Origin of the sequence: Martelella sp. AD-3, assembly GCF_001578105.1 — a bacterium.
Taxonomy (GTDB): Bacteria; Pseudomonadota; Alphaproteobacteria; order Rhizobiales; family Rhizobiaceae; genus Martelella.
Window position 1 is genome coordinate 2315820 of the sequence record NZ_CP014275.1, and the last position, 20251, is coordinate 2336070.

Sequence of the window (20251 nt, forward strand, 5' to 3'; positions counted from 1 at the left end):
GAAAAAACGGCATCAAAAAATCATATTCTCCGCAGCCAGATATTCCGCCTCCTCCCACAACAGACCCAGTTCAGGCCCGTAGAGCGAAGCCGTTTGCAGCAACATGAACTGATCCCCACGCAGGTCCGGCCGCTCGAAACGCGCATGACCATTGGCCACAAGCAGCGCCCGCGCCTTCGGCGGCACCTGAACAATGTAAGATTGCAGCACTCTGGCGAGTCGGCCAGAGGAGATGTTCTCGATGCCGAGATCCGCGACAGCCTGACGCGCCTTGTCGTCATAGGGGATGACCACCGGTTCCATGCCGCTCTCGATTATGCGGAATTCCTCCGCCACTGACCTGTAAGCGAAATCCGTGCCCGAAAGGGTGACCGTGAACCGGTCGAGAATGCCCTTGCCGTCCAGTCCCTTTTCGCCCTTTCGCCAGTAGACCTCGCGGAAATAGTCCTCGATCGCCGGCAGCGACAGAAGATCGTCATGCTTGCCGATCATCCGTTTCATGTCGCCGATCATGCCCTTGATCTCGGTTGGCGGCGCGTAATCCGCTGGATCGAATACCGTGACGAAACTCTCTTCACGCCTCCGCCCGCCCTCGCGGTTGCAACGGCCGGCCGCCTGCACGATCTGGTCCAGCCCAGCCTCTGCGCGCAGGACGCACGGGAAATCGATATCGACGCCCGCCTCCACCAGAGAGGTCGCGATCACCCGGCATGGGCCGCCCGCCTTCAGCCGCGCCTTCACACGACCGAGGATTTCGCGCCGGTGCACCGCGCAGAGCCGCGTCGACAGATGAACGAGACCGGAAAGTCGCGCCGCCTCGGCGTCCCTGAAGAGTTCGAGCGCATGGCGGCGGCTGTTGACAATCACCAGCGCCTGTTCGTTCTCTTCCAGCGCCGCAATCAGCGCGTCATTGTCCATCGTCCCGCCATGACGGATCGTCGCGCGCGCCAGCCTGCCCGCCAGCCCATTCGGATCGGGCGCAAGTTCGCGGCCTTCAAGTGCCAGCCCCTGCTGAAAATCCGGACGCGCGCCCAGCGCCGGCTGCGTCGCCGTGCACAGGATGATGGTGCAGCCATACTGTTCCACCAACGCCTCCAGCATCCGCATGACCGGAAAGAGATAGTGCCGCGGCAAGGTCTGAGCCTCATCCAGAATGATGATGCTGCCGGCGATATTGTGCAGCTTGCGCGCCCGCGATGTCCGCGACGCAAACAGGCTCTCGAACAATTGCACATTGGTGGTAACGACGATCGGCGCCGCCCAGTCCTCCATCGCCAGTTTGAGCTTGTCGTGTTGCTGGCGTTCCTCCCTACCACGCCTGCTTTCCCGATCTTCATCGATCGCCGAGTGATGTTCGAGGATAAGACTGTCGCCCTCCTGCTCCAGCACCTGGCGGAAAATGGCCGCCGTCTGCTCGATGATCGAGGTGAAGGGGATGGCATAGATGATCCGCCGATGGCCGTGTATTCTGGCGTGGTCAAGCGCAAAACCGAGCGAAGCCAGTGTCTTGCCGCCGCCGGTCGGCACGGTGAGCGTGAACAGCCCCGGCTTTTCGCCCGCCTTGCCACGGACATGGCTCAGGACCTCCCGCCGTAGGCGGTTGAGGTCACCGTCCGCAGAGAACCCTGCCATATGGCGCTCATATCGCGCCGAGAGGTCCGGCAAAAACGAGGCGAGTAAAGGCCACTGCCGATCAGCAACCCTTCCCTCAAGCCTGGAATAGAAGGCCTCGGTATCCCTGAAATCGGCATCGACAAGACAGGAAAAAACCATCCGACCGAAGACAGAGAGGGCAAAGCCTGCATTCCGGCCGGAGGGGATTTTTCGCAAAATGTCCATCGGCGCCAGATCACGTGGCGTTTCGCCCAATTCGTCTCGCCAGACAGGGTCAATCTCCGGCGAGTTGTCTATGCGCCAGTTATAACAGGCATTGGTTTCGTTCAGGCGGTCGGGAAGCCCAGCATGATGACCGAGAATGGCATAGGCGATGATCTCAGCCATCTGCCTGTCCACGCCCTCGGCAACCTCACGAAGCAGTTTCGCACCAGCAGTCGAATGATCGATCCGCAGGTTTTCACCGGCAAGTCGTCTCTGGAAGATCGGATTATACTTGCCAAGATCATGAAACAGGCCAGCCGCGAAACAGGCACGCCCTATCCCCAGCGGACCACCCATTTCGCTCGCCAGCGACGCAACGGCGAATAGGTGGTCCGAAAGCGCCTGCCAGTCGGATTGAACCTTGCCCGGCGTAGAATGGGCAAAATAGGCCTTGGACATGCACGTTCCCCCTCCCGAGGAGGTCATTCGACCTTCCGTCAATGAACGCTATCGCCAATTTCCTAAAATGTTGAACTAAAAATACCCCTTCTTTAGTTTAGCCCCGACTTTAGGCTTCGAATTTAGCCTCAGACTGGGCAACCCGCGCGGTGCCAAATACCCGCAGGGCAAGGGACTGTAGGAAGGACCCGCCGTTTGCCTGCCCCCTGCCCCAACGACAAAGAGCGGGTCACCGAGGTAACCCGCTCTCATCAGTCTCATGCGAAGCACCCGTCCCGTCGATACGCTGCGATCGTGCCGAGATCCTGATGGATCATCTTCGACCGTCAGGCGTATTGGCTCACACCTTGCCGACCACAGCAAGCGGTACGACCATCGGCGTCAGCCGGCCGAACAGATCAACCTCGACCACGACATCTCCCTTGCCCTTGCTGTTGGCCGTGACCACCGTGCCGACCTGTCCCTCGAAGATCCCGTCGCCGATCATCACCCGGTCGCCGGCTTCGACCATGACATCGCTGTGGCGCTCATAGTCGAAGTCGCCATTGTCGGCCTTGCGCATGATCTGAGCCACCTTGTCGTCTGAGACAGGGTAAGGCGTCTCCCAGCCTCCGAGAATGGCGATGACATGATCAAGACTCAGCAGGCCTCGAAGCGCCCTCGCCGTGCTGACAAAGCGGACAAGCACATAGCCGGTCATCAGCACCTCGTCCCTGACCGGCAGCATCCGCCCGCGCCTGCGCCTCTGCTTGCCCTTGCGCATCGGCACAAGCGCCTCGGCGCCAATGTCCTTCAGCACCGTCTCCACCTGTTGCTCATGGCCCGGATGAACCGCTGCCACATACCATGTCGCCTGGTCATGGGCTTCCGTCAGGGCATGCTGCTCATCGAGCCGCATGCGCCTGAGGGCTGCATCCCGTTCCAGACGCCGAAGGCTGTCCGTCCCGAGTTCGGCCTCAAGGCTCGTCATATCCCGTGTCATTGTGCTGCTGCCCCGCTTGTCCGTCCGATCCGTTCCAGCCTGTCGAAGAAGGCGGCAAGCGCCGCCTTCGGTCCGTCCTCATCAGGGATGGGCGGGAAGTAGACCCATTCCACCCGTCCCGTATCGGGAAGCCATGGATAGCCATGGGCATGATGTTCCGCCTCCCATGCCCGCCACAGATTGCCATCCACCCTCACCTGCTCGAAGTCTGCCGAAAGCAGCACCGTTTGCGGGGAGACCCGGACACCGCGTCCGGGATAGCGGACGGCCTGTTCATGCATGGCATTGACGGCAGGCCAGCCCATCTTCTGCATGCGCTCGCGCCAGAGTGCCTTGCGGTCTGCCCTGCCATCGGCAATCTGGCTTTCCTGGAAGCGGGTCAGCGGTGGAAGATGGGCGCAGGGGTCTGCAAGCCGGATGAAGCGTTCGGCCATCCATGCCTTGCCGAAGGTGGCGGCAATCGACGGACCTGTTGTTGCCTCCATGCCCTCCGGCACCTCCTGCCAGCGCCGTTCCTTCAGATAGGTGCTGGCGGCAAACTTGACCGTCTGTCCCTTCATCGCCGCGAAGCTGAGAAAGGCCGGCAGCAGGGAGGCCGCGGCTTCACGCTCTGCATGGTGCAGCGCCTGCCATTCGGCAAAGGCGCGTTCATCACTGTCATCGCCGAAGGTCGGCCATTGCCGGTAGAATTTGAGGAAGGCCTTTCTGACGGTCTTCCGGCCCGGTGCATCGCTCTCAGCGCTCATCGGTTTCTTCCTTCACCATGCGTGCCGCTGCAGCCTTTGCCAGCATCGCCCTGACGGCTGCGGCCTTCTTCCGGCGCCGTTCGCGTTCCTCCTCGCTCATCTGCCTGGTGAGACGCCGGCGTTCTTCCACGGCCTTCTGTCGTTCCCGCTCCAGCACCAGCATCTCCCGGTCATGACGGGCGGCCTCGTCGATCATGGCGGAAAGCTCTGCCGGTTTGGGCAGGAAGGAGCGATAGCGCTCATAGCGACCAAGCCTGAGGTTCTCGAACACACGGCGCATGGCGGCAATCGGTTTGCCGCACAGCACCTCGGCATAAAGCTCAGGCGCCATATCCGGATCGATACTGTCTGGAACCACGAAGCCGCGTTCGATCAGCTTTGTCAGCATCAGGTCTGACTGGTGGCTTTCAGCCGGTTCAAGCGCTGCCTTCAACCGTCCAGTCTGATCTGTCGATGTCGATGATGTCTGCAGTTGCGTTGCCATTGTCCTGCCTCATGCGCTTGTGGAGGGCTTCGCTGACCCGCCTGTTGTGGTCCCGGATCTGTTCGGAGCGTGATTGCCTGCCGGAGGGGGATGGCGGCGCTCTGGCCGGTGCTGCTGCCGGCCTGTCGGTCCAGCGATCCTGATTGAGCCATGTCGAGAGATTGCACCACGGCCTGTCATCGCGTTTGGCGACGTAGCGCTTCAGTCCGTCCATGATCGTGTCGAAGTCGGCGCGCTGGCGGGCAGAGGCCCAGGCCTTTGCCGCTGTCTTGCGAGCGACCTTCTGCGGGTAGAGCGGCCAGACATGGGTGTCGAACTCGGCTGTCAGGCCGGTGATGTCACCGCCATGACGGCGGGAGCGGCGTTTGCGGTCTGTCCCTGCCGATGCCGAGGATGATTCGGCTGCATCGAATGCTTCGGAAGCCCCTGCCCCTTCCGGTCTGGCGCTGAGATCGGTCTCGGGGTCTGCCTCGAACAGCCCCTTGTCCGCCGGTTCGGGGGGAACTTTCTTTTGGGCCCCTTTAGGGGCCTTTTCTTTAAGGGGGGAATTTTTCTCTTGGGGGTGTGGGGGGAGTTCTCTTTTGCCGGTTCGCCAGCAAAACCCGTCACCGTCTTAAATTCAGACGCAGGCGTCTTAAAGCCGTCTGATGCCGTCTTAATCTGCCCGTCTGGCGTCTTAATCCCGTCTGAAAGCGTCTTACCGGCGTCTGAATCCGTGGTTTTAAGAAGCTGTTCAGACGCCTTGCGCCGTTCATAGTAGCGACGGTTGCGCGCACGCCGTGATGCGCCGGCCTCTCCGCAGGAGCTGCCAGCGTCATCCATTCCCGTTCCGGTGCTGCCGTCGGATCCGACAAACACAGGCTCGCGTTCGGCCAGGGCCTGCGCCGTGCGACCGATCAGATCGGCATCGACACCGGCACGCACCATATCGGCAATGAGTGCGGCAACCTCAGACATCAGCCGAGTTCCCGTTCGACCCGCTTGCCGAGACGATTGATCTCGTCAGCCTTCTTCGAGATGTCCATCGCCATCTTGACCAGCTGATCATGCGCCTCGCAATGGCTCTTGCGGGCGGCCATGAAGCCGGCATGAAGACGCTCGAATTCTTCCCTTTCCTGCCCATAGCGATCAAGCAGGGGATTGCTGCCCTCCGGACCGAAGAAGGCTTCTCGCACCTCACTCACCCATGCCCGGGGGACATTGAGATCACGGGCCACCGTCGTATCCGTCCATGAGCCGCCATACGCATTGTCGCCATAGACATCATCGAGCTTCTCCATGATGATCCGGCGATCATCCCGGCCCATCTGCGGCGGCAGGTCTGCCTGGAGAGCCTGTGGCTCGGATACCGTTGGCGAAGCAGTGATCGCTGTCGTGTTTGCCGCCTTTGCTGTTGCCGCCTTCGCCGTTGTCTTGCGCGGTCCTGCCGCCATGATGCCGGCTCCTTTCGTCGTCTGTTTCCTGTCTGAAGAGGATCTGCGGCTGCAGGCCGGGCAGCGGTCTTCGGCCGGTGTCGCACCGACCAGCCAGCCATGGGCGCCAAAGGCTGCAATGGCCGCCTCCGGCTCTCCCTGCCTCAGCGCTGCCGTGGCCGGCACATAGCCCGCTGCCTCGCAGCAGCCGCAGACAATGCGCAGTGCCGTGATCCTGCCGCTGCCACTGGCAATGCCGGTGCGTTCGAAGTGGCGGATATGTTGGGCGTCGGCTTGCGCTGGTGCTGTTTGTGATGGCAGGCGGGTCATGCGGAACCCCCCTGCATGGCTTTGGCGGCATGCCTGCCCCATTGCTCTGCCATGGCATCGGCAAGGCCCGGATATGTCCTCGAGCGCAGGCGCCAGCGATCTGTCCCGGGTGGCGCGCGGTGCACGATCGACCAGCGCCTGTGATCATCCGTTCCCGGCCTTGGCGGTGTCAGCCTGTTTGTCGGAGACAGCGTCGGCAGGCCACGCAGATAGAGTGAGGTCGCTTTGAAGGCCCTGTCCCCGAACCACCAGGGCTGGACCGTCTGGGCCGGTGGCGCATAGCCGGCAATACGGGCTTTGGCGTGCCGGTGCATGACCGGGTTCTCAACAGCAACCCGTTCGATCTTTGCATTCCAGCACGCTGCGAACAGATCGGCCCCTTCATCCAGCAGCCGCCACATGATGGCGCGTCGCTCTTCTGTCGAAAGAACCGGCCACGCCCGTCGTTCGTCTGCCCTTGCCTCGTTTGGCGGATTGGTCGGTGGTCCGCAAAGCCAGCGCACGCCGCTGTTGCAAAGCCGCGTACAGGGTGGATGCATGACCGCCAGAAGGTCCCAGCCGTCATCAAGGATATCCCGGATATCGCAAACGATATGCCGGTTGCTGCCGTCTTCGGCCGGAAGAAGGTCGCATGACCAGACATCATGGCCGCGGGCTGCAAAGGCACGGCGCACCACGCCGGATGTCTCGCAGCCGATCAGGATCCGCATCGGATGATATGCTTCGATCACGGCATTTGCTGCTCTGGAGCTGTCAGCCTTCGCCATCACGCTCATGCCGCCCTCCCCGGTGTCCGGTACATCAGTTTCAGGTGCTGCGGGCAGTAGGCGGAGCCCTCTGCCACCGGTCTTCCGCAACATGGTGCATCCGGACCAAGGGCGTCCTCGCTTCCGCTGATGACCAGACGGCACTGGAATTCGCCGCAGTCGATGAACGGGACAGTCTTTGATCCGGCAAGCTGCATGTGTCGGGTGTCATAGGCACGGATGGCGGCACGCCGGCGTTCCTCGATCCGACGCGCGGCTGCCTGCTCCTCTTCCTCTGCCGTCGGGTATGCAGGCTGTTGATGCGTTGGCGCCTTGACCCGCCCTCGCCCTGCTTTCCCGCTCTTTGCGGTCTTCCCTGCCTTTGCTGCCTTTGCCGTCTCGCTTGCCGGCTTCTTCGGCGGGCCCGGCTTGCGGGGGACCGCCCCCTTGGGAAAGCGTTCGGGATTGCGCGAGACAAGACCGGCAATCACACCGCGCGAGACATCAAAGGCGGCAGCAATCACCGCAAGCGTCTCGCCTCCGCGATACATCTTCGCCATCCGATCAAGCGCTTCAGGGTTCCAGCGTGTCATCCAGCCTCTCCGTTCCGTTCGGGATGCCCGCCCGTCTGCCAAAACAAGCGGCGGGACACCCGAGCGGAACGATCAGCTGAACCGTGGCTTTCGCCGCCAGTCCACCGCCGCCTCGACTGCCTCCATGCACAGCGCATCCATATCGTCTTCGCTCAGTTGATCGGGGTCGATGGTCTGGAGGATCCGGATGGTCTGAGAATCACGTACTGGCTGCCAGGCATCCGGCCGCGGTCTGATCTCGCCTGGCATCACCCGGTGTGAGGGTGCTTCGGCAAAGGGAAAGGCGCCCTTCATCGTGCAGCCCTCCCCTTGAGGACATCCAGACCGCCGCCGGCAATCGCATCGATCAGGCAGCGCTTCAGCCGGTCATGGCTGACTTCCTTGTCGGAAAGCTTCTCCAGGCAAAGCCGGGCCTCCGTCGGCGTCACATGGCCATCTGAAAGCGCCTCCAGAATGGTGCCGGTCAGATCGCTTTCACTGGCCTGATCACCGGCAAGGCACTGGATCAGCGACAGCGCGCGTTCTCGCCGCTCTCCCGAACCAGAAAGCCTGCGCCCGGTCACAGAGGCCATTGCTGCCGTCACCAGCGGTGCATCGGTATCCTCTTCCAATATGCGCACCACGGGGATCGGCATGATGTCGGTCTCGCGCTTGCCGTTCCAGCGGCCCACGGCACTGGTTGAACGGCTGGTGATCAGGGCCACGCGCTCAATCCCGCCGGCCCGGCGGATCAGGTCGCGCTGGGCGCAGCGGATGGCGAGGATGAACGGATCGATTGCAGGTTCTTCGGCCATGTCTCTCCCTTTCGAAGACACAAAAAGACATTCGCGACGGGAAAGGCCCGGCGTCGTTTCCCGTGGCGGGACGGTGGATCGCGGTTTAGGGTCGGATCAGTCGAACAGAGCCGCTAGGGCGGGCGCAGTCGGGAAGCACAGGATGAAAGAAGGACCGTAGCCTGCGAGCATAGATCACCGCAGCGCCGGAGCAGGCTCCCACAAGCCCTGCCCCGGCGCACCCGGCACAAGCCAGTCCGAAGACTGGCCGTGCGTCGCGCGCTGCAACAGGCCACGGGAGATGTGGCTCGGCGCGCGCGAAATGGGATGTGGCGGAAACCTGCTGTCATCATCTCGATGTACCGGTGACGGACGAAACTTTGCGAACCTTTGGCATAGACACAAAATATGGATTTATTTTCCATATTTCAAGCGATGTTTTCCATACCATGAATTATTTTCCAATATACGATTAGGGTATGAATTGGGTAGATAGACTGAACTCAGCTTTCGAAAAGACCGGATGGAGCAAGGCCGAGCTCGCAAGGCGGGCCGGCGTGTCCTACGACAACGTCGTAAAATATCTCGGAGGCAAAGTCGAAAAGCCGCGCGGCGACAGCCTGAGCTCTCTGGCATCTGCACTCAACGTAGACCCCATATGGCTGGAACACGGTCTATCAACTGAGTACCCCACCAAGCTAGTGCCATTAAAGGGGTACATCGGAGCCGGCCAGCATGTGGAGGCTCTGGACGACGGCAGCAGTGAATTGATTGAAGCACCGGCAGACTCCCACGCAAACACAGTCGCAGCAATAATCAAGGGGGACTCTATGCTCCCCGTATTTCCGGAAGGCTGGATAATCTATTGGTCAAAGAGGCTCCCGCCTTCTGACTTAGTCAATCGCTTAGCCGTAGTGCAGCTTACCGATGGCAGAATCTACGTCAAAACCATTAGACACGGCTCGCAGCCTGGTTTGTGGACACTAACAAGCTCGAACGCCGCCGAAATCGTGGACGTAGTCATCGAATGGGCGGCGAAGGTGGATTGGGTCAAACCCAGCTACTAGAACGGGTCCAAGCAAAACCTCCTTAAGAAGCCTCAACGCCCCTCACAACGAACCAACCCAAGCTTCGCTGAACACACCGCTCTCCCGCGTCAGGGAATCAACGCGAGACCATCAGAGCAAAGCCAATCAGGCTCACATTGATTCAAGCGAAGAATATGGATTTTATTTCCATTTTTTGATTGACATGGAATTTATTTCCACTCAAGTTTGATTTCAAGACAGGTATTCAACTGATCCCCTCATTTACGAGGGCTCACGCCTGCCGCCCAATGGATCGAACCGAGTTTAGTTCATGAAAACGCCCCACACGCACGAATTAGCGGCGAGCACGCCAGCATTCAATTTGATCAAATATCGCTCGCATTCAGAGGCATTGCCTCTACTCCCTCTGGGAGTGCGTTCCCTGCGCAAAAAGATCGTGTCCCATGACGTGGTGTAGCTGGATTTCATAGCCATCGGTGATTTCCGGTAGGGTCGGGTTGCTTATGACCAACCTGAAGGACACCACCGATGACCAACGACATGATGAACCTGCGCTCACTCGTTGAGAAGAGCGCCGACGCCGATTTGCTCCGTGAGATGATCGGCTTTGCCGCCGAGAAGTTGATGGCGCTGGAAGTCGGGGCGAAGACCGGCGCGGGTTACGGCGAGAAGAATGGCTTTCGCCTTGCCCAGCGCAACGGCTATCGCGACCGAGATTGGGAAACGCGTGCAGGAACCGTCGAGCTGCGCATTCCGAAGCTTCGCACCGGCAGCTATTTCCCGAGCTTCCTCGAACCGCGCCGGATGGCGGAAAAGGCGCTGACGGCGGTGATCCAGGAAGCCTATATCCAGGGCGTCTCCACCCGATCCGTCGACGATCTGGTGAAGGCCATGGGCATGTCTGGCATCTCCAAGAGCCAGGTCTCTCGGCTCTGCGAGGAGATCGACGACAAGGTGAAGGCCTTTCTTGACAGGCCCATCGAAGGCGAATGGCCATACCTCTGGATTGATGCCACCTATCTGAAGGTCCGACGCGGCGGGCGCATCGTCTCAGTCGCCGTCATCATCGCGGTGGGCGTGAACACCGACGGCCGGCGCGAAGTGCTCGGCATGGAGATCGGAACATCAGAAGCCGAGCCGGTCTGGACGGAGTTCCTTCGCAACCTGACCAGGCGCGGGCTGCGGGGCGTCAAGCTCGTCGTCTCCGATGCCCATGAGGGGATCAAGGCCGCTGTGTCGAAGGTGCTTTGCGCCACCTGGCAGCGCTGCAGGGTCCACTTCATGAGAAACGCATTGGCTCATGCCGGAAAGAGCGGGCGGCGCGTCGTCTCCGCCTTCATCGCCACCGCGTTTGCACAGGACACGCCGGAGGCGGCGAGCACCCAGTGGCGCAATGTCGCTGACCAGATCAGGCCGAAGGTGCCGAAACTCGCCACGCTCATGGACAACGCCGAACAGGACGTGCTCGCCTACATGACCTTTCCCAGGCAGCACTGGGCAAAGCTTCATTCGACAAATCCGATCGAGCGTCTCAACGGCGAGATCAAGCGACGCACTGAAGTCGTTGGCATCTTCCCCAACGACGACGCCATCGTCAGACTGGTCGGTGCCTTGCTTCTGGAGCAAAACGACGAATGGGCCGTCCAGAGGTCCCGCTACATGACACTTGAGACAATCGCCACGATGAGCGATGATCCGCTCATCAGCCTGCCAGCAGCAAGCTGACACTCATCCGCCCCTCTGGGATGAGCCGTGGTCGTCTAAGCTACACCACGTCATGGGACACGATCCGCAAAAAAACCACCCACCGGCACGCGGCGGGTCAGCGAGTGGCATCATGGCTTGGTTTTATCGTCGGCCTCTGCTGCGGCATGAGCATCACAGCCGTTCTGGCAATTTCTATCCTTGGCAACTGAACACAACTGCCAGCATAGCGAATGGAGGCTGCGATGAGCGTCTATCTGATCAGGGCATCAGAAACCAAGAAACTACATGGCATTGTCTGGGGCAGTCTCGACCAGATCTGGGATGTGGTCGACGAGATCGAAGAACCCGAATTCTTCGAATACGCGAAGCTAAAGCCCGGCGGCCTGATCTCTCCAACAGGAATTGATCCTGCAAAAACGTCCGAGACCCGCTTTAGCGAGATACCGCCCCTTCCAAATGGCGGCTTTCTGCCCGCTGATCTCGACCCTTCAGAACGTACTTTTGATGCACTATTCGATCCAGACGACCTTCGCTGGCGCCGCTTCGATGACACCCTTGGCAAGCACGGAATGGTTTCCCGGATCATGGCGAGTATAGATGCTCACAATGGTGATACACCATGAACGCCCAAATTGCCTCACTTTCGCACAGCGCCTCGCCAAGGCACTCCATGACCGATCGGCGCTCAGCGCGCGAACGTCTGGAAAGCTATCGTGCGCTAGTCACCAGCGCCGCCCCACTTGCTGACGTTATGGCTGATACGGAAGGCATGCACCTAGAGGTATCCGGACCGGACGACCGGGAAATCATCTGCTCGCTTCCGCCATCGTGCCCAGCAGACAATCGCGAACTGATCCGTCGACACATCGATATCCCGGCTGATCTGATCGGCATGCTGGATGCAGCGGCGCGTCGCGATGCGGAGCGCCGCCGCGAGATCGGGCAGTTGCGCCAAGCGCTGGAATCAAAAGGCGGCAAGCCCGCGAAGGACTATGCCGCCGAATGCGCCATGAAATGCGCCGACCCTGCCTTTAGGCAGTTTTTGGTCGATAGGCATGATCTGCCATACCCCGCGACGGACAAGACGACCGCGACACGGGTGCGATTCGTGCTCGCGGTCACCAGCCTATCAGAGCTCAACACGGACGCAGCCGCCGCCTCACGATGGCGAGGGATGGTTCAGGAATTCGATTTATGGAGCCAAAAGAGATGACGCGCCCCGTCAGAAACCCACCCGATGCATGGCCACCGAGGATGCTCGCCGACATGGCCGCCGCCTATTGCGGAGAGCGCAGCGTCCAAGAGTTCCTAAGGCGCATCGGCCGCATCTACCCTGAGCCAAGAGTCGTTGACACGACAAGACGTAAGTTCTGGTATCGCGACGACCTCGACAGAGCGATGAATATCGGCAAATTCGCACAAACCAAGGACCTTGGAGGCAAATTCCGTGAGAAGATCGGGCAGAAGCGGCACGGTGGACCTGCCGAAGTACGTTCATAGAGTTACGAGAACGCACAAGGGCGGTAGAAAGACAACCTATACATTCTACACTCGCGGTAGAAACACCGCAGACTGTTGGCCATCGATCAGGTTGCCTGACCCGCTGACAGATGAGTTCAACTTGAGGGTTGCGATCTGTGGTGAGCTTTCCCGCGACGCGAAGGGCTTCCTCCTCGGCGGCAAACGACTGCCTGACTGCAAGGCAGCTGACTTCTGGTCAGAAGCTGAGAGGGCATTTACCGCCCTCATACGGCGAAACCGTGAAGGAATACGCGATTTCCGTGCTCTAGTAGAAGCGTTCGAAAGCGAGGCAAACCCTGTCTGGCGATCACTATCGAGCTCGACGCGGCGCGGCTACTCCACCTACGGCAAACTGATTGTCGAGATTTGGGGCAGCGACATGCCGACTGACCTGACTACTGTCGATGCGCAAGAGGCTATAGACTCGATGTCCGAAACCCCGGCAGCGGCAAACCAGTTTAGAGCTTATCTATCCAGGTTGATGGCATGGGGTATCCCACGCGGTTTCTGCCGGCTGAACCCAGTAAGCCACACCGAGAAGATTCCCGGCGGAGAACCGTGGACACCATGGCCAGACTGGGCATTTGAAACGCTATTCAACAATGCACCATTGAACTTACAAATGATCGCAGTTTCTGCTTTTTTCACCGGGCAGCGCCAAGGGGACATCCTGCGAATGAAGAGACCGCTCGAAGGTGAGAAGACGATAGAAGTCAGAGCTCAGAAGACGAAGCGAACGGTTTGGATTCCTTTGCACACCGAATACCGAAAATGGATTGAACGAGCGCCGGCCAGCTCAGTACAGCTGCACGTTGGTGCGCGCGGACTCCCCTTCAGGTCGGCCGATGGTTTCCGCACCGAATGGCAAAAGCTCATGCGCAGAAATGAATTCGCGCGCTTTCGGAAAGAGCGGATCGTCTTCCACGGCCTTCGTAAGAACGCCGTTATCAATCTGCTAGAAGTCGGCTGCACAGAAAACCAGGTTGGAGCTATCTGCAACATGTCCCCGCAAATGGTACAGCACTATGGGAGGGAGGTCTCACTGAGATCCCTGGCTCGCGATGCGATGGAACTCATGGAAAGTCGTTGGGGCGATATTGAACCGGCCGCTTTCAGGAACAAGAACAGAACATGAATTGGAAACAGTTTCCAATTTCGTGAAAACCGGAACGTAGGCCAGTCAGCGCATGGCACTAAAATTCAACAACGAAATCAAAGAGAACAATGGTGGGTGATGTAGGTCTCGAACCTACGACCCGCTGATTAAGAGTCAGCTGCTCTACCAACTGAGCTAATCACCCACGAGACACGTCGCTTTCGCGTCGTGTGAGGGCCGTATAATGGGGATTCGGCGGATTGTCCAGCGTCCTGTTTCATTTTTTTGACGCCAATTTCCTTTTCTTTACAAAGCCCCGAACACGGCCGCGAAAACGCGCTAGAGCAGCGTGCCGCGCGCCACGCAGACGGCCTGGCCGCCAATGCGGGCCGCGCTGATCTCCCCGCCGGGCCCGGTCTCAAGATTCAACCTGATATAGGAGGGCCGCCCCATTTCGACGCCTTGTTCGATGACGAAGGAATGGGACCCCTCGCCCGGCGCGTCGAAATGCTGGATGGCGCCCGAGAACGCCGCGGCCGCGGATCCGGTTGCCGGGTCCTCGGTAATACCGTCGGTCGCAAACATCCGGGTGTGGAAATGGATATCGTGTCGCACACCGCCGCGAGTATAGACATAGGCCCAGACCGGGAGCCCCTCGATCAACGGAGAAAAGGAATTCCAGCGACGCGGATCGAAGTCGATTTTCTCCGCAACCCCGAGATTTCTGACGGGGATGAGCGCGAACGGAACTCCCGCCGACCAGATCGTTGGAGCATGATTTTCAAAACCGATTTCGTCGACTCCGATGCCAAGCGCCTCGGCAAGATTCTCACGCGCAATCTTCTCAGCGCAGCGACGCGAGAGTTTTGGCAGATCGAATTCGGCAAAGCTGGCGGCATCCTGTCTGAGCTTCACCGCGCAGCGCACCGGGCCGATCTTCTCGCCGAGCACGGAGACCATGTCGATCTCGCTGTCGCTGTCGCTGCCGTGCTGGCGTTCGGCGAGCGCGATCGCGGCGCCCACGGTCGGGTGGCCGGCAAAGGGCAGCTCCCCGCCCGGCGTGAAGATGCGCGCGGCGGCCGACTGCGACACATGGTCCGGCGCCAGCAGGAAAATCGTCTCGGAGAGGTTGAACTCGCAGCAAATGGCCTGCATCTCGTCGTCGCTCAGCCCTTCGGCGTCGAAGACGACAGCCAGGGGATTGCCGCGATAGCGCTCCGCCGTGAACACATCATAGATCGCATATTCCCGCATCTCAGCAAATGCTCCTCTGCCATTTCGCCGCACAGTCTACCCTCTTCCGCGCCTGCCGAAAACAAGGTCCAACACGGGCGGCATGGAATGGGCGTAATCGAAATCGTCCCTGTTGTCGCCGGTTATCGCCAGAACGGCATCGATTTCCCCTTCCGTATCCCGGCGCATATGGTCGCGGACCAGCTCCATCAGGCCGGCCGCCTCAACCGACGACTGGAAGAAGCGATAAAACATGACGATCTGGCCGCACCATGCGCAGAAATAGTCCGGCTCCGGCTCCATGTCGTCAAGCGCGAGGCCGGTCTCCTCGGCGACCTCCCGCGTCATGTTGGCGTCAAGATCGATGCGGCCGTCAACGATGTCATCCTCCTCCAGAGAGCCGGAGGCGCAGTAGACCTTGCCGGCATTGGCGGTGATGCTGCTCATGCGAATGGCAATGATCGCCCCATCCGCCGAGCGGATGACGGGCATGCCGAAACTGTGAAAGGTCCGCGGTTTTTGGTCCTGGCGACGCCACCAGAGGTGATAGGCGTAAGGGACGAGCTGCCCCGTTGCCCGGACCGCGCCGTCGCACAGTTTCACCTCGTTGAGCGCGACCAGGCGACCGTTGAAAAGATGGGGGTTGGCGGCCTTCTCGCGTTCCCAGTTCGACGCGACCTCGGCATCGAAGCGCTGAAGACCGACCGGATCCTCGTCAGTGACGCGAATGTCGATCTCGCGTATCGGAAAGGCCTCGTTTTCCGGGGGCCAGTCCTGCGGGGCGGTCAGAAGCGAAACGGGCATGGGAAATCCTGCTGAGGTCTGAAAGCGGGCCCGCACGCTACAGGAGAGACCCGCCAAACGAAAGGCCCGTCATAGGAAATGACGGGCCTTGCAGCAATGGCAATGAAAAACGCCGGAAATCAGGCCGCGGCGGCCAGTTCCTCGGTCAAGACGGCGCCGAGACGCCTGATCCCCTCATTGATGACTTCCGGAGCGGAACAGGAAAAGGACAGGCGCAGGTGGTTGGGCCCGCTGCCATCGGCATAAAAGGCATTGCCCGGCACGAAGGCGACCTTGGCGCTCTTCAGCGATACCGGCAGAAGGGCCGCGGCATCCATGCTTTCCGGCAGGGTCAGCCATACGAACATGCCGCCTTGCGGCCGCGTCCACTCGACGCCGGCCGGCATGTAGTCGGCAAGCGCCTTCAGCATCGCATCGCGACGCGCGCGATAGACGGTGTTGATCTTTTCGGCCTGCGCCTCGAAATGCGCTTCCGCCACGCGCGCGATCGCCATCTGGTTGATGGTTGGCGAATGAAGGTCGGCGGCCTGCTTGGCAAGAACCAGGCGCTTGATGATCGGGGTCGCGGCGCAGACCCAGCCGACGCGAAGACCCGGCGACAGCGTCTTGGAAAAACTGCCGCAATAAAGCGTGCGGGTGTTCTCGATGCCGCCGGAACGTTCGCAATCCATCGCCAGCAGGGTTTTCTGCCGCTCGCCTTCATAGCGCAGCGCCCGGTAGGCGGCGTCCTCGATCACCGCGACATCGAGCGCTTCGGCGATATCGAGCAGCTTCTCGCGCTCCATCTGCGACAGCGATTCGCCGGTCGGATTGGCGAAATCGGCCGAAAGATAGGCGAACTTCACGCGGCTTCCGGCCTTTTCCGCTGCCTGCGCATAGGCTTGCGGTTCGGCATTGCGCGACAGGTCCAGCTTATCGTAACGCGGTTCATAGGCGTTGAAGGCCTGCAGCGCGCCCAGATAGGTCGGCCAGTTGACCAGCGCGGTATCGCCCGGCGAAAGCATCAGCTTGCCGAGATAATCGAGCGCCTGCTGCGAGCCGGATGTGATGAAGATATTCTCCAGATCAGCATCGATGCCACGCGCGCGCATGCGTTTGACGATCCATTCGCGCAGGCGCGGATAGCCCTCGCTCACCGAATATTGCAATGCCTGCCCGGCCTCGGGACCGGCGAGAATATCATTATAGGCCGCCTGGAATTCCGCGGCAGGAAACAGCGCCGGATCCGGAATCCCGCCCGCGAAGGAAATGATGTCGGGCTGGTCGAGAAGCTTCAGAAGTTCGCGGATTTCGGACGCGCCCATGCGTTTGGCGCGCGTCGCGTAGATTTTTTCCCAGTCAAGCATGGGGGTTTCCTCGAAGTCTTTTTTGGTGGCCGTAGATGACCATAGCCGGCCATTTAAGTCAATAATACTGACCTATTTTTCGGCAATAAATCCATGGTTTTTCGCATGGATTGCGTAATTTTACGTCTTCCCGGCCACCCATATGGTAATTTTCTGGCGTTACACTAGCGCAAGCGCCGGCTTTACGCCACCGCAGGGTGCGCGGCAGGGAGCCAGCGGCATGCCGGCACGACAGGAACTCCGGCGCGGCGTTCAGCCGGAGCAGGAACCGGACGAGCACGCGGTGATGCTCTTTCTGGACCGATCTCGACCAGGATTGCAGGCGTGCAGCCTTGGGGCTGATGATCGTCTCGGCCCTTTGCGGTGGCAACCTCACGCAAGCGCAGATTGCTGCCTGGTTTCCTGCCGGGAATGACTAGCTCGGTTCCGGCTTTACATGGAAACGCGAGATCGCTCTATCCGTTTGTTTTGACGCATTCGTGCGGACGTCAGATGTTTTTAATCGGACTGCGAGATGCGCTATGGCGCCCTCGCCTCCTCTTCGGCGGCAGCCAGAATGGCGCGAGCCATCCAGATGACCACCTCCTCGCTTTCGCCGGCATCAAGGTCGCAGACGTCCTTCATCACGACCAGAGTCTCCATACCGGTCAGGAGCGCAAGCGCATTGAGCAAGCGCAGATAAAGCCGTCGCGGCATCTCGCGTGAAAGCGGCGCCAACGCCTCGTCGAGCCATCCGAGCCGCCGCGCGCCGCGACGTCCGCCCTTCTCGACGATCCGGGCAGCGAGGAAGTGGCGAAAGGTCGTCTCGTTGTTCTCAAGCATGACCAGCACCTGCCTGATCACGGATTCCATCCGGGCACGAACATCAAGTGACGGATCGTCCGGAATGCGGATCGCGAGCGCAACCGCATCGAGCGCGATCTCCTGCAGCAGTTCGTCAGGCGTCGAGAAATAGCGATAGGCCGTCGCTCTTGAAATCCCTGCCCGGTCGGCAACGTCCGGGATTGTCAGCGTTACGCCCTCGTCGGAAAGCGCTCGGGCTGCCTTCAGCAGTTCCGCACGGGTTCTCTTCTTCTGGTTGACACGCTCATGACGTTTATCTTGACCGGGCATTAAAGATCCTTTATGAGACAGACATCTCATGACGACACATAGGTATCATAAAACTGAAAGGCAAATCCATGCAATATGATAAGTCGTTCCATAAGCCGCCCTCCACCGTTCACTTTCTTGGAAACCTGCTGACTTTCCGCGCGAGTGCCGGTGACACCGACGGAATATTTTCCGTCGCCGAATGCCTCAGTGCGCCAGGGGCGGGCGCGCCGATGCACCACCAGAAGGACAGCGAGGCCTTCCTGGTGATGGAGGGCGCGGTCGAATTTGTTCTGAATGGCGATGTCCGTCGCTGCGGCAAAGGCGATTTCCTCTATGTACGGCCCGGCGATGTCCACGCCTTCCGCAACGCCGGCCCGACGGTCTCGCGGATCATCATCATCAACCTTCCCGCCGGACCGCATGAGGATTTCTTCCGTGCCGTAGGCGACCCTGTTGCCTCCGAAACCGAGACGTTTCCGGAGATCGCTCCCCCGGACATGCAGAAGCTACTTGCCACGGCGGAGCAGTTCGGCATTCACATTCTTCCGCCGGAAACGGCGGCGCAACAATGAAGCGTCTTGCCTCATCCTGCTTCGTGGTCGCGGCGCTCGCGGGTGTCACGGGCATGACAATGGGCATCGTGATGGCCGCATCGCACGACCACAGCCTTGCGCCCGCACATGCGCATCTCAATCTTCTGGGCTGGGTCTCGATGGCGCTTTACGGGCTCTATTACCATGCCCATCCGCAGGTCGCGGCGCGGTCCATCGCTACCGCACAGGTGGGCCTCGCAGTCCTGTCGGTCGTCCTGCTGATCCCGGGCATCGTGATCGCCAATCTTGGCGGCAGCGAAATTCCGGCCGTTGTCGGCGCTCTGCTCGCGCTGACCTCAATGGTGATATTCCTCGTGATCACCGTCGCCGGCTTCCTCAGGGAGGCCCGACCGGCCTGAAAACGCAAAAAAGCCGGAGAGCGACGCCCTCCGGCTTGTTCATTCATTCGCGATGTTGCGAAAACTCAGTTGCGCTCTTTGTCGACCAGAGCGCCCTTCTTGATCCAGGGCATCATGCCGCGCAGTTTCTCGCCGACTTCTTCGATCTGGTGACGGTCGTTAAGACGGCGGGTGGCCTTGAAGCGGGCGGCGCCCGAATGCCATTCCTGCATCCATTCGGCGGTAAACTTGCCGGTCTGGATGTCCTTCAGGACGCGCTTCATCTCGGCCTTGGTTTCCTCGGTGACGATGCGCGGCCCGGTGACGTATTCGCCCCACTCGGCCGTGTTCGAGATCGAGTAGTTCATGTTGGCGATGCCGCCTTCATAGATCAGGTCGACGATCAGCTTCACTTCGTGCAGGCATTCGAAATAGGCCATTTCCGGCGCATAGCCGCCTTCGACCAGGGTTTCGAAACCGGCGCGAATGAGCTCGACCAGACCGCCGCAGAGAACGGCCTGCTCGCCGAAGAGGTCGGTCTCGCACTCTTCCTGGAACGTCGTCTCGATGATGCCGGCGCGACCGCCGCCAACGCCGGAGGCATAGGAGAGCGCGACATCGAGCGCGTTGCCGGAGGCATCCTGCTCGACGGCCACGAGGCAGGGAACGCCGCCGCCGCGCTGATACTCGCCGCGCACCGTGTGGCCGGGGCCCTTCGGCGCGATCATGATGACGTCGACGGTCTTCTTCGGCTCGATCAGGCCGAAATGAACGTTGAGGCCGTGGGCAAAGGCGATCGCCGCGCCGTCGCGGATGTTGGGGGCGATCTCGCTCTTGTAGATGCCGGCCTGCAGTTCGTCAGGCGTCGCCATCATCATCAGGTCGGCCCAGGCGGCCGCGTCGGCAACGGTCTTGACCTCGAAACCGTCGGCTTCGGCCTTCTTCGCGGTTGCCGAACCGGCGCGCAGCGCGATGACGACATTCTTCGCGCCGCTTTCCTTCAGGTTCAGCGCATGGGCACGGCCCTGCGAGCCGTAGCCGATGATGGCGACCTTGCGGCCGTTGATGAGATTGATATCCGCATCCTGATCGTAGTAAACACGCATTGTCTTTCCTTCCCTTGACA

At 60.4% G+C, this 20251-nt stretch carries 24 protein-coding genes and 1 tRNA gene; 8 read left to right on the top strand and 17 right to left on the bottom strand.

Annotated features, from left to right (window positions below; genetic code table 11):
* Window positions 1–12: 12 nt before the first annotated feature.
* The 11 genes from AZF01_RS10715 to AZF01_RS10760 form a co-directional block, all read right to left on the bottom strand.
* Window positions 13–2277, bottom strand: a complete 2265-nt coding sequence (locus AZF01_RS10715) for a CRISPR-associated helicase/endonuclease Cas3 (RefSeq protein ID WP_024710161.1) — start codon at window positions 2275–2277, stop codon at window positions 13–15.
* Window positions 2278–2617: 340 nt separating this feature from the next.
* Window positions 2618–3259, bottom strand: a complete 642-nt coding sequence (locus tag AZF01_RS10720; RefSeq protein WP_024710160.1) for a transcription termination/antitermination protein NusG — start codon at window positions 3257–3259, stop codon at window positions 2618–2620.
* Window positions 3256–4005 (bottom strand): hypothetical protein, encoded by a 750-nt coding sequence (locus AZF01_RS10725; protein ID WP_061449671.1) that lies wholly within the window; start codon window positions 4003–4005, stop codon window positions 3256–3258. The genes AZF01_RS10720 and AZF01_RS10725 overlap by 4 nt, the downstream gene beginning before the upstream one ends.
* Window positions 3995–4489: a hypothetical protein gene (locus AZF01_RS10730; RefSeq protein WP_152534549.1), complete on the bottom strand. Its 495-nt coding sequence runs from the start codon at window positions 4487–4489 to the stop codon at window positions 3995–3997. Before AZF01_RS10730 ends, AZF01_RS10725 begins: the two co-directional genes overlap by 11 nt.
* Window positions 4422–4703, bottom strand: coding sequence for a hypothetical protein (locus AZF01_RS10735; protein ID WP_061449672.1), 282 nt, complete (start codon window positions 4701–4703; stop codon window positions 4422–4424). Before AZF01_RS10735 ends, AZF01_RS10730 begins: the two co-directional genes overlap by 68 nt.
* 110 nt (window positions 4704–4813) lie before the next feature.
* A complete protein-coding gene (locus tag AZF01_RS10740; RefSeq protein WP_061449673.1) occupies window positions 4814–5446 on the bottom strand; it encodes a hypothetical protein in 633 nt (210 codons plus the stop codon).
* A complete protein-coding gene (locus AZF01_RS10745) occupies window positions 5446–6231 on the bottom strand; it encodes a hypothetical protein (protein ID WP_061449674.1) in 786 nt (261 codons plus the stop codon). The genes AZF01_RS10740 and AZF01_RS10745 overlap by 1 nt, the downstream gene beginning before the upstream one ends.
* On the bottom strand, window positions 6228–6998 hold the full coding sequence (locus AZF01_RS10750; protein WP_244435525.1) for a hypothetical protein: 771 nt from the start codon (window positions 6996–6998) through the stop codon (window positions 6228–6230). The genes AZF01_RS10745 and AZF01_RS10750 overlap by 4 nt, the downstream gene beginning before the upstream one ends.
* Before the next feature lie 5 nt (window positions 6999–7003).
* A complete protein-coding gene (locus tag AZF01_RS10755) occupies window positions 7004–7570 on the bottom strand; it encodes a GcrA family cell cycle regulator (RefSeq protein WP_061449675.1) in 567 nt (188 codons plus the stop codon).
* Window positions 7571–7642: 72 nt separating this feature from the next.
* On the bottom strand, window positions 7643–7864 hold the full coding sequence (locus AZF01_RS23985; RefSeq protein ID WP_152534523.1) for a hypothetical protein: 222 nt from the start codon (window positions 7862–7864) through the stop codon (window positions 7643–7645).
* Window positions 7861–8364, bottom strand: coding sequence for a hypothetical protein (locus tag AZF01_RS10760; RefSeq protein WP_024708111.1), 504 nt, complete (start codon window positions 8362–8364; stop codon window positions 7861–7863). The genes AZF01_RS23985 and AZF01_RS10760 overlap by 4 nt, the downstream gene beginning before the upstream one ends.
* A 458-nt stretch (window positions 8365–8822) precedes the next feature.
* Here AZF01_RS10760 and AZF01_RS10765 point away from each other — a divergent pair, with 458 nt between their 5' ends.
* From AZF01_RS10765 to AZF01_RS10790, 6 genes are all read left to right on the top strand, one after another.
* Complete coding sequence (locus tag AZF01_RS10765; RefSeq protein WP_024708110.1) at window positions 8823–9410, top strand: LexA family transcriptional regulator; 588 nt, start codon at window positions 8823–8825, stop codon at window positions 9408–9410.
* Between the two features lie 510 nt (window positions 9411–9920).
* Window positions 9921–11117 (top strand): IS256 family transposase, encoded by a 1197-nt coding sequence (locus AZF01_RS10770; RefSeq protein ID WP_061449609.1) that lies wholly within the window; start codon window positions 9921–9923, stop codon window positions 11115–11117.
* Between the two features lie 224 nt (window positions 11118–11341).
* On the top strand, window positions 11342–11722 hold the full coding sequence (locus AZF01_RS10775; RefSeq protein WP_152534610.1) for a hypothetical protein: 381 nt from the start codon (window positions 11342–11344) through the stop codon (window positions 11720–11722).
* Complete coding sequence (locus AZF01_RS10780; RefSeq protein WP_152534611.1) at window positions 11719–12312, top strand: hypothetical protein; 594 nt, start codon at window positions 11719–11721, stop codon at window positions 12310–12312. The genes AZF01_RS10775 and AZF01_RS10780 overlap by 4 nt, the downstream gene beginning before the upstream one ends.
* 53 nt (window positions 12313–12365) lie before the next feature.
* Window positions 12366–12599 carry a hypothetical protein gene (locus AZF01_RS10785; protein WP_024709483.1) on the top strand — a complete coding sequence of 78 codons (234 nt, stop codon included), beginning with the start codon at window positions 12366–12368 and terminating at the stop codon, window positions 12597–12599.
* 121 nt (window positions 12600–12720) lie between these two features.
* Window positions 12721–13755: a hypothetical protein gene (locus tag AZF01_RS10790; RefSeq protein WP_244435599.1), complete on the top strand. Its 1035-nt coding sequence runs from the start codon at window positions 12721–12723 to the stop codon at window positions 13753–13755.
* A gap of 90 nt (window positions 13756–13845) precedes the next feature.
* On the opposite strand, the gene AZF01_RS10795 is transcribed toward AZF01_RS10790, so the two are convergent.
* The 5 genes from AZF01_RS10795 to AZF01_RS10815 all read right to left on the bottom strand — a co-directional run bounded on the left by AZF01_RS10795 (window position 13846) and on the right by AZF01_RS10815 (window position 18212).
* Window positions 13846–13921: transfer RNA gene (locus tag AZF01_RS10795), tRNA-Lys, on the bottom strand.
* A gap of 134 nt (window positions 13922–14055) precedes the next feature.
* The gene (locus AZF01_RS10800) at window positions 14056–14970 is read right to left on the bottom strand and encodes a PhzF family phenazine biosynthesis protein (RefSeq protein ID WP_024709485.1); all 915 of its coding nucleotides are present in this window, start codon (window positions 14968–14970) and stop codon (window positions 14056–14058) included.
* A gap of 36 nt (window positions 14971–15006) precedes the next feature.
* On the bottom strand, window positions 15007–15753 hold the full coding sequence (locus AZF01_RS10805) for a hypothetical protein (protein ID WP_036238006.1): 747 nt from the start codon (window positions 15751–15753) through the stop codon (window positions 15007–15009).
* A gap of 119 nt (window positions 15754–15872) precedes the next feature.
* The gene (locus AZF01_RS10810) at window positions 15873–17099 is read right to left on the bottom strand and encodes a PLP-dependent aminotransferase family protein (RefSeq protein ID WP_024709488.1); all 1227 of its coding nucleotides are present in this window, start codon (window positions 17097–17099) and stop codon (window positions 15873–15875) included.
* A 519-nt stretch (window positions 17100–17618) separates the two neighbouring features.
* Window positions 17619–18212: a TetR/AcrR family transcriptional regulator gene (locus AZF01_RS10815; RefSeq protein ID WP_024709489.1), complete on the bottom strand. Its 594-nt coding sequence runs from the start codon at window positions 18210–18212 to the stop codon at window positions 17619–17621.
* A 68-nt stretch (window positions 18213–18280) separates the two neighbouring features.
* Here AZF01_RS10815 and AZF01_RS10820 point away from each other — a divergent pair, with 68 nt between their 5' ends.
* Window positions 18281–18766, top strand: a complete 486-nt coding sequence (locus AZF01_RS10820) for a cupin domain-containing protein (RefSeq protein WP_024709490.1) — start codon at window positions 18281–18283, stop codon at window positions 18764–18766.
* A complete protein-coding gene (locus AZF01_RS10825; RefSeq protein ID WP_024709491.1) occupies window positions 18763–19146 on the top strand; it encodes a hypothetical protein in 384 nt (127 codons plus the stop codon). The genes AZF01_RS10820 and AZF01_RS10825 overlap by 4 nt, the downstream gene beginning before the upstream one ends.
* Before the next feature lie 65 nt (window positions 19147–19211).
* On the opposite strand, the gene ilvC is transcribed toward AZF01_RS10825, so the two are convergent.
* Window positions 19212–20231 (bottom strand): ketol-acid reductoisomerase, encoded by a 1020-nt coding sequence (gene ilvC, locus AZF01_RS10830; protein ID WP_024709492.1) that lies wholly within the window; start codon window positions 20229–20231, stop codon window positions 19212–19214.
* Window positions 20232–20251: the final 20 nt, after the last annotated feature.

What these genes read in the sequence shown, in the direction of transcription:
- AZF01_RS10810 (WP_024709488.1), bottom strand. Translation starts at nt 17,099, where the DNA reads ATGCTTGACTGGGAAAAAATCTACGCGACGCGCGCCAAACGCATGGGC.
- AZF01_RS23985 (WP_152534523.1), bottom strand. Translation starts at nt 7,864, where the DNA reads ATGAAGGGCGCCTTTCCCTTTGCCGAAGCACCCTCACACCGGGTGATG.
- AZF01_RS10770 (WP_061449609.1), top strand. Translation starts at nt 9,921, where the DNA reads ATGACCAACGACATGATGAACCTGCGCTCACTCGTTGAGAAGAGCGCC.
- AZF01_RS10750 (WP_244435525.1), bottom strand. Translation starts at nt 6,998, where the DNA reads ATGGCGAAGGCTGACAGCTCCAGAGCAGCAAATGCCGTGATCGAAGCA.
- AZF01_RS10800 (WP_024709485.1), bottom strand. Translation starts at nt 14,970, where the DNA reads ATGCGGGAATATGCGATCTATGATGTGTTCACGGCGGAGCGCTATCGC.
- AZF01_RS10735 (WP_061449672.1), bottom strand. Translation starts at nt 4,703, where the DNA reads ATGGACGGACTGAAGCGCTACGTCGCCAAACGCGATGACAGGCCGTGG.
- AZF01_RS10760 (WP_024708111.1), bottom strand. Translation starts at nt 8,364, where the DNA reads ATGGCCGAAGAACCTGCAATCGATCCGTTCATCCTCGCCATCCGCTGC.
- AZF01_RS10825 (WP_024709491.1), top strand. Translation starts at nt 18,763, where the DNA reads ATGAAGCGTCTTGCCTCATCCTGCTTCGTGGTCGCGGCGCTCGCGGGT.
- AZF01_RS10730 (WP_152534549.1), bottom strand. Translation starts at nt 4,489, where the DNA reads ATGGCAACGCAACTGCAGACATCATCGACATCGACAGATCAGACTGGA.
- AZF01_RS10725 (WP_061449671.1), bottom strand. Translation starts at nt 4,005, where the DNA reads ATGAGCGCTGAGAGCGATGCACCGGGCCGGAAGACCGTCAGAAAGGCC.
- AZF01_RS10780 (WP_152534611.1), top strand. Translation starts at nt 11,719, where the DNA reads ATGAACGCCCAAATTGCCTCACTTTCGCACAGCGCCTCGCCAAGGCAC.
- ilvC (WP_024709492.1), bottom strand. Translation starts at nt 20,231, where the DNA reads ATGCGTGTTTACTACGATCAGGATGCGGATATCAATCTCATCAACGGC.
- AZF01_RS10755 (WP_061449675.1), bottom strand. Translation starts at nt 7,570, where the DNA reads ATGACACGCTGGAACCCTGAAGCGCTTGATCGGATGGCGAAGATGTAT.
- AZF01_RS10720 (WP_024710160.1), bottom strand. Translation starts at nt 3,259, where the DNA reads ATGACACGGGATATGACGAGCCTTGAGGCCGAACTCGGGACGGACAGC.
- AZF01_RS10765 (WP_024708110.1), top strand. Translation starts at nt 8,823, where the DNA reads ATGAATTGGGTAGATAGACTGAACTCAGCTTTCGAAAAGACCGGATGG.
- AZF01_RS10805 (WP_036238006.1), bottom strand. Translation starts at nt 15,753, where the DNA reads ATGCCCGTTTCGCTTCTGACCGCCCCGCAGGACTGGCCCCCGGAAAAC.
- AZF01_RS10745 (WP_061449674.1), bottom strand. Translation starts at nt 6,231, where the DNA reads ATGACCCGCCTGCCATCACAAACAGCACCAGCGCAAGCCGACGCCCAA.
- AZF01_RS10775 (WP_152534610.1), top strand. Translation starts at nt 11,342, where the DNA reads ATGAGCGTCTATCTGATCAGGGCATCAGAAACCAAGAAACTACATGGC.
- AZF01_RS10715 (WP_024710161.1), bottom strand. Translation starts at nt 2,277, where the DNA reads ATGTCCAAGGCCTATTTTGCCCATTCTACGCCGGGCAAGGTTCAATCC.
- AZF01_RS10785 (WP_024709483.1), top strand. Translation starts at nt 12,366, where the DNA reads ATGGCCGCCGCCTATTGCGGAGAGCGCAGCGTCCAAGAGTTCCTAAGG.
- AZF01_RS10820 (WP_024709490.1), top strand. Translation starts at nt 18,281, where the DNA reads ATGCAATATGATAAGTCGTTCCATAAGCCGCCCTCCACCGTTCACTTT.
- AZF01_RS10815 (WP_024709489.1), bottom strand. Translation starts at nt 18,212, where the DNA reads ATGCCCGGTCAAGATAAACGTCATGAGCGTGTCAACCAGAAGAAGAGA.
- AZF01_RS10740 (WP_061449673.1), bottom strand. Translation starts at nt 5,446, where the DNA reads ATGTCTGAGGTTGCCGCACTCATTGCCGATATGGTGCGTGCCGGTGTC.